Below are 6,406 nucleotides of genomic sequence, written 5' to 3'. Positions count from 1 at the left end.
CCCTCGTTGTGTGAGCGGTTTATAGGCGGCACCCACCAAAAGAGTCAACTGCATTTTTTCGTAAATCTGTCATTTTTCGTTTTTTTCTGCTCCGCGCTCCGATCCGGCAGCGCCCAGAACCGCTTGTATATATAAAGTGCGTTGAAAACCCGGTTTTCGCCATACAGCCGCCGGATTTCGAACTAGAAGGTTTGTTCGGATCGATGGTGGTACCCGGCAGTGGCGTCAGAGGACGCTGATCTGCCGGGAATCAGACTTCGATTTGACACAGGGCCATGCTCAGGGCACATCTGCATCGGGCCTGGTCGCCTGAGTGCGATCGCAGCTGCAAAACCGGAGGGATAATGCCAAACGACGATTTTCTTGCGCGGCAGTTGGGCGATGAACCGCCGCTGCTGGCTGGCGGCCGCAAGCCGCCTGACAAGCGCGAGATCTCGCTGCGTTGGCTGTCGGGCACCTTCATGACCGGCATTACCTCGAGCCTGCTGATGGGTGTCGCACTGTTTGGCGCCATGGAAGGCCGCGAACAACTCGCCATTCCCGCCGAAGCACTGGCTTCGACGGATCTTAGTGCAGACGGACGGGCCATTGTCGAAAAGGGCGCGCGCCTTGTGCAATCGGTGGTGACAGCCAAGCCGGCGGACAAGAGCATCATGGAAGTCTCGACCATGGTGCGCGACGGCGACCGCGACGTCGTGCGGCGGCAGCCCTTTGCCCACGTCAAGATCGCGCTCGCCGCCAATCATCCCAATGCCACGGCCAAGACCTATCCGCGTTTCAATCCGCTCAAGATTTTTTCCGCTGGAGATGCGGAGGCCACCTCAAGCGTCCGGACCGGAGTCATCTACGGTGCCGAAGTCGATTCGGAAATCAGCTTGCGGACGATGGATTTCCCGATCGAGGCGCCAGGCCACCCTTTCGCGGCATCCATGTCGCTTGATGAGGCAGAGGAGACCGTGCGGACCAACGGCTCAGTGCTGACCGACGGTTCGGTGCAGTTTGCATCGCTCAACTATATCGATCCGCGCCGTTTTGGATCGAACCGGCTGGAGCTGGATTTCAGCGCCAGCCTCAACGCCCGGGTCATTGCCGAGAATGTCTCGGTCGCATCCTATTCGCCCCTGACCCAGCAGCGTGTCGACTATATCGATGACATTATTCCGGTGCGCAAGGCGGTCGCGCTGTCCGATATTCTCGATGGCTCAGGCTATTCGGCCGAGCAGTACCAGGCAGCGCTTGCTGCGCTCAAGCGGCAGATCAACACCGACAAGATCCCGGCACAGTCGGTCATCCGCGTCGGCGTCGAACAATCCGGCGACAGCGCGCGGATCATCCGCATGAGCGTCTATCAGCGCGCAAGCCACATGATCACCGTCGCCCTGTCCGATTACAACGGCTTCGTCATCGGCAATGAACCGCCGCCGACGCCTGCGATCCGGTCCGCGTTCGACGATACCACGACGCCAGTGGTGACCGCGCGTGACCTGCCCAATATCTACGACGGGATCTACCGCTCCGCCCTGCTCTACGGCATGTCCGCCGACATGGTTGGCCAGATCATCAAGATGCTGGCAAGCAATGTCGATTTCCAGTCGCAACTGCGCCCGTCCGACACGCTTGAGGCCTTCTTCTCGGTGGCCGATGACAGCGGCACCGCGACCGAGGATTCCGAACTGCTCTTCGTCAACGCCAGGTTCGGCGGCAACACCATCCGGCTCTACCGGTTCCAGCATCCCGAAGACAATTCCATCGACTATTACGACGAGGAAGGCCGAAGCGCCCGGCAATTCCTGCTGCGCAATCCCGTGCCGAACGGCAAGTTCCGCTCAGGCTTCGGCATGCGACGTCATCCGATCCTTAAATATTCGCGGATGCACACAGGCGTGGACTGGTCCGCTCCGCGCGGCACGCCGATCATCGCCGCCGGCAACGGCATCGTCGAAAAGGCCGGCTGGGATTCCGGCGGCTACGGTCGGCAGACCATCATCCGCCACGCCAACGGCTACAAGTCGAGCTACTCCCACCAGAACAGCATCGCCAAGGGCGTCGTCCCTGGTGCCCGGGTTCGTCAGGGTCAGGTGATTGGAACGGTCGGCTCGACCGGCCTTTCGACCGGGCCACATCTGCATTACGAGCTGATCGTCAACGGCAACAAGGTCGACGCCATGCGAATCCGGCTTCCCGATGGCAAGTCGCTGAAGGGCGACGCCTACGCCATGTTCGCCCGCGAGCGCGACCGGATCAATGCACTGCTCGGCATCGAGATGACGAACAAGGAAGTCGCCAGCCGCTGACGTCGGCGCCTGTCAGGCTGTGGGCCGGGACTGCAGCGCCATCCGCTTTTTCTTGCTCAATCCATCCATCGCCATGGCATGGGACTGGCGCACGTAATCCCGCAACGCCTGCCCGTCCAGCGTCGTCTCATCCAGCCACTGCAGCCATTTCAATCCGCGGGACGCGAGATAGGGCGCAGGCCGTACTCCGGGTACCGCCTTCAGCATCTCGAAACTCATCTCCGAGGCCTTGAAGGTGACCCGCATCTGGCCGTCCGCATCCCTGACCACGATGGCAAATACCTTGCCGCCGACCTTGTAGACGTCGGATCCACCCCATTGCACGACATGCGTCGCCCCGCACAGGGACATGCAGAAGCAATGCAAAGTGGATGGATTCTCGCCCAAGTGCCCCTGGCTCCTCTACGCGATGTGGCGCCGGTGCAGGACCCCGAAGCCGCATCAGCGAAAAGGCGGGTCACAGACCCGCCTTTTCTTTTCTCGTTATGCCGCGGCTCAGGCCGCTTCGCCCTGTGTTGCCTTGGACGGCTTGTCCTTCGAGACCGTGAACACCAGACGGTCGGAGCCTGCGCCGACGGTGACATGGGCGCCCTCGCCAACCTCGCCTAGAAGGATCTTCTCGGCCAGCGGATCCTGCACGTATTTCTGCACCACCCGCTTGAGCGGGCGTGCGCCATAGGCGGGATCGTAGCCCTTGTCGGCGAGCCAGACGCGGGCTTCCTCGTCCAACGTCACCTCGATCTTCCGGTCGGCCAGCAGCTTGCCAAGACGCTTGAGCTGGATGTCGACGATCGCCCCCATTTCCGACCGGCGCAACCGGTGGAACAGGATGATCTCGTCGATCCGGTTCAGGAATTCCGGGCGGAACGACGACCGCACCACGTTCATCACGTCGTCGCGAGCCGCATCCGCGTCCTGATCGTCTGTCAGGGCCGCCAGGTACTCCGATCCCAGATTGGACGTCATGACGATCAGCGTGTTGCGGAAATCCACCGTGCGTCCCTGGCCATCGGTAAGGCGACCGTCGTCAAGCACCTGCAAAAGCACGTTGAAGACATCGGGATGCGCCTTCTCGATTTCATCGAACAGGATCACCTGGTAGGGCCTGCGCCGCACCGCTTCCGTCAGCGCGCCGCCTTCGTCGTAACCGACATAGCCCGGAGGTGCTCCGATCAAACGTGAAACCGAGTGCTTCTCCATGTATTCGGACATGTCCATCCGGATCAGCGCGGTCTCGTCGTCGAACAGGAACTCGGCCAGGGCCTTGGTCAGCTCGGTCTTGCCGACACCGGTGGGGCCGAGGAAGATGAACGAGCCCATCGGCCGGTTCGGATCCTGCAAGCCAGCACGCGCCCGCCGCACAGCCTTGGAAACGGCCTGCACCGCTTCGCCCTGGCCAACGACACGCTTGCCGATCTCGTCTTCCATCCGGAGAAGCTTGTCGCGCTCGCCTTCCAGCATCCGGTCGACGGGAATTCCTGTCCAGCGTGAGACGATGTGGGCGATATGATCCGGCGTCACGGTCTCCTCGACCATGCCCGCAGCATCGCTTTCCCCCTGCGTCTCGGCTTCTTCAAGCTGACGCTCGAGCGCCGGAATTTCGGCATAGGCCAGTTCGCCCGCGCGCTGGTACTCGCCATTGCGCTGGGCGATGGCAAGATCGTTGCGGGCCGCTTCAAGCTTCAGCTTGATATCGGCCGCAAGGCCCAGCTTCTGCTTTTCCGACTGCCAGCGCGCCGTCAGCGCCCCGGATTTTTCCTCGATGTCCGACAGCTCCTTGTCGAGCCGCTCGAGCCGGTCCTTCGACGCCTGGTCGGTCTCCTTCTTCAGCGCTTCACGCTCGATCTTGAGCTGCATGATCCGGCGGTCGAGCTCATCGAGCTCTTCCGGCTTGGAATCGACCTGCATCCTCAGCCGCGCCGCTGACTCATCGACCAGGTCGATAGCCTTGTCAGGCAGGAACCGGTCGGTGATGTAACGGTTGGAGAGCACGGCAGCCGAAACCAGTGCCGAATCGCTGATCCGCACCTTGTGATGCTGTTCGTACTTTTCCTTGAGCCCGCGCAGGATCGAAACCGTGTCCTCGACCGTCGGTTCTTCCACCATCACCGGCTGGAACCGGCGGGCAAGCGCGGGATCCTTTTCGACATGCTTGCGATATTCATCAAGCGTCGTTGCGCCAACGCAGTGCAACTCACCGCGCGCCAGAGCCGGCTTCAGCAGGTTGGAGGCATCCATGGCGCCATCGGACTTCCCGGCGCCGACCAGCGTGTGCATCTCGTCGATGAACAGGATGATTCCGCCATTGTTGGCCTGGATTTCCGACAGCACGGCCTTGAGCCGCTCCTCGAACTCGCCGCGATACTTCGCCCCGGCAATCAGCGCGCCCATGTCGAGCGCCATCAGCTGCTTGTCCTTCAGTGATTCGGGCACGTCGCCATTGACGATCCTGAGCGCAAGGCCTTCCGCGATGGCGGTCTTGCCGACGCCCGGTTCGCCGATCAGCACCGGGTTGTTCTTGGTGCGGCGCGACAGGACCTGAATCGTGCGGCGGATCTCGTCGTCGCGACCAATCACCGGATCAAGCTTGCCTTCCCGGGCAGCTTCGGTCAGGTCGCGGGCGTATTTCTTCAGAGCATCGAAACCCTGCTCGGCGCCGGCGCTGTCGGCGGTCCGGCCCTTGCGGATATCATTGATGGTCTGGTTCAGGGCCTGCGCAGTGACGCCGGCATTCTTCAGGATCTTCGAGGTTTCGGCGGATGGCTCGATCACCAGGGCCAGCAGCAGCCGCTCGACGGTGACAAAGCTGTCGCCGGCCTTCTTGGCGGCGTCTTCGGCGGCCTGGAAAACCTTGGCGACCGGTTGCGAGAGATAAAGCTGGCCGTTGCCGCCGGTGACTTTCGGCAATTTCGCAATCGCTGCCTCATTCGCGAGCCGCACATCTGCCGGGCGGCCGCCGGTACGTTCGATCAGCGACGAGGCCATGCCCTGGTCATCATCCATGAGCACCTTGAGCAGATGCTCGGGCATGAACTGCTGGTGACCTTCGGCGAGGGCGTAGGATTGCGCTGACTGGATGAATCCGCGAACGCGTTCCGAGTATTTCTCAATATTCATGGTCTTCTCCTTTGCATGTCCCACCCTTTTTGGCGCGGGACAGCGGGTCCGGATGAGCTCCCGATTGCGGCAAGCCCGATTAGATAAACCAGATATGGGTATTCACGGTTACGTGATAAAGGCCTCTTTGAACAATAAAAAAGCCCCGGTTGCGAGCAACCGGGGCTTGATGTTCATTCTCTTGAGACCTGAGCCTATTCCGCTGCAGCGGGCTCCACAGGAGCCGGCGCATCGCCAGCCGACCCTGCTGCATCCGCACCTTCTTCGGTACGGACCCGCTTCGGACGACCCCGTCGGCGCGGAGCCGGACGTGGTGCGCCATCGGCTTCAGGCGTTTCCTGCCCGATAGCCACTTCGGCCGGAACGCCTTCGATCACCGGCTGAGGTGAATCGGCATCATAGACCGGCTTCGGCTGCGGCTCCGGACGCGGCCTGCGTTCCTGCCGCTCGCCCCGGTCGCTGCGCTCCTGGCGCTCATTGCGCTCGCCGCGGTCCGGACGATCACCGCGGTCCTGGCGCGGTTGCCGTTCGGAACGGTCCTGCTGCTCGGCGCGCTGTTCCTGCACGTTGCCGTCATTGTCGTCATCGTTATCGCGGTCGTCATCATCCTGATACTGGGAGTCGCGGGCCTGGGACGCATTGTCGTCGCGCTGGAAGCGCTCTTGCATCTGGGCCTGGGCTGTCAGAATGATCCGGTTGTAGTGCTCGGCATGCTGCAGATAGTTCTCGGCCATCACGCGGTCGCCGGAACTTTGCGCATCGCGGGCAAGGTTCATGTATTTCTCCGCCACGTGCTGGGCGGTTCCACGGATTTTTACATCGGGACCGGAGCTGTCGTAGGAGCGCGACAGCGGGTTCTGGCCTTTGCGATTGCCCCCACCGCTATTGTTGTTGCTTCCGCTACGTCCGCGACCGCGCTTGTTTTGCTGTCCTGGCCTCATTCGATAGTCACCTGATTGTTGTCCTGAAAAAATCTGTTGGGCGCTTTGGCCAGC

4 protein-coding genes are annotated in these 6,406 nt (G+C 61.8%); 1 reads left to right on the top strand and 3 read right to left on the bottom strand.

Features of this window, described 5'->3' with window-relative positions:
- Nucleotides 1–344 precede the first annotated feature (344 nt).
- The gene (locus O4H62_RS13610; protein WP_269388541.1) at nt 345–2,294 is read left to right on the top strand and encodes a M23 family metallopeptidase; all 1,950 of its coding nucleotides are present in this window, start codon (nt 345–347) and stop codon (nt 2,292–2,294) included.
- A 12-nt stretch (nt 2,295–2,306) separates the two neighbouring features.
- Here O4H62_RS13610 and O4H62_RS13605 read toward each other — a convergent pair whose 3' ends face one another.
- The 3 genes from O4H62_RS13605 to O4H62_RS13595 form a co-directional block, all read right to left on the bottom strand.
- Complete coding sequence (locus tag O4H62_RS13605) at nt 2,307–2,681, bottom strand: MmcQ/YjbR family DNA-binding protein (protein WP_269388539.1); 375 nt, start codon at nt 2,679–2,681, stop codon at nt 2,307–2,309.
- Nucleotides 2,682–2,789: 108 nt separating this feature from the next.
- Nucleotides 2,790–5,411 (bottom strand): ATP-dependent chaperone ClpB, encoded by a 2,622-nt coding sequence (gene clpB / locus O4H62_RS13600; protein WP_269388537.1) that lies wholly within the window; start codon nt 5,409–5,411, stop codon nt 2,790–2,792.
- 194 nt (nt 5,412–5,605) lie between these two features.
- The gene (locus O4H62_RS13595; RefSeq protein WP_269388618.1) at nt 5,606–6,352 is read right to left on the bottom strand and encodes a DUF4167 domain-containing protein; all 747 of its coding nucleotides are present in this window, start codon (nt 6,350–6,352) and stop codon (nt 5,606–5,608) included.
- Nucleotides 6,353–6,406 lie beyond the last annotated feature (54 nt).

Origin of the sequence: Parahoeflea alexandrii (genome assembly GCF_027214025.1) — a bacterium.
In the GTDB taxonomy this organism is placed as follows: domain Bacteria; phylum Pseudomonadota; class Alphaproteobacteria; order Rhizobiales; family Rhizobiaceae; genus Hoeflea; species Hoeflea alexandrii_A.
This window is presented reverse-complemented; position numbering and strand designations above follow the sequence as displayed.

Coding starts and splice junctions, on each gene's coding strand:
- O4H62_RS13610 (WP_269388541.1), top strand. CDS start 345: ATGCCAAACGACGATTTTCTTGCGCGGCAGTTGGGCGATGAACCGCCG.
- O4H62_RS13595 (WP_269388618.1), bottom strand. CDS start 6,352: ATGAGGCCAGGACAGCAAAACAAGCGCGGTCGCGGACGTAGCGGAAGC.
- clpB (WP_269388537.1), bottom strand. CDS start 5,411: ATGAATATTGAGAAATACTCGGAACGCGTTCGCGGATTCATCCAGTCA.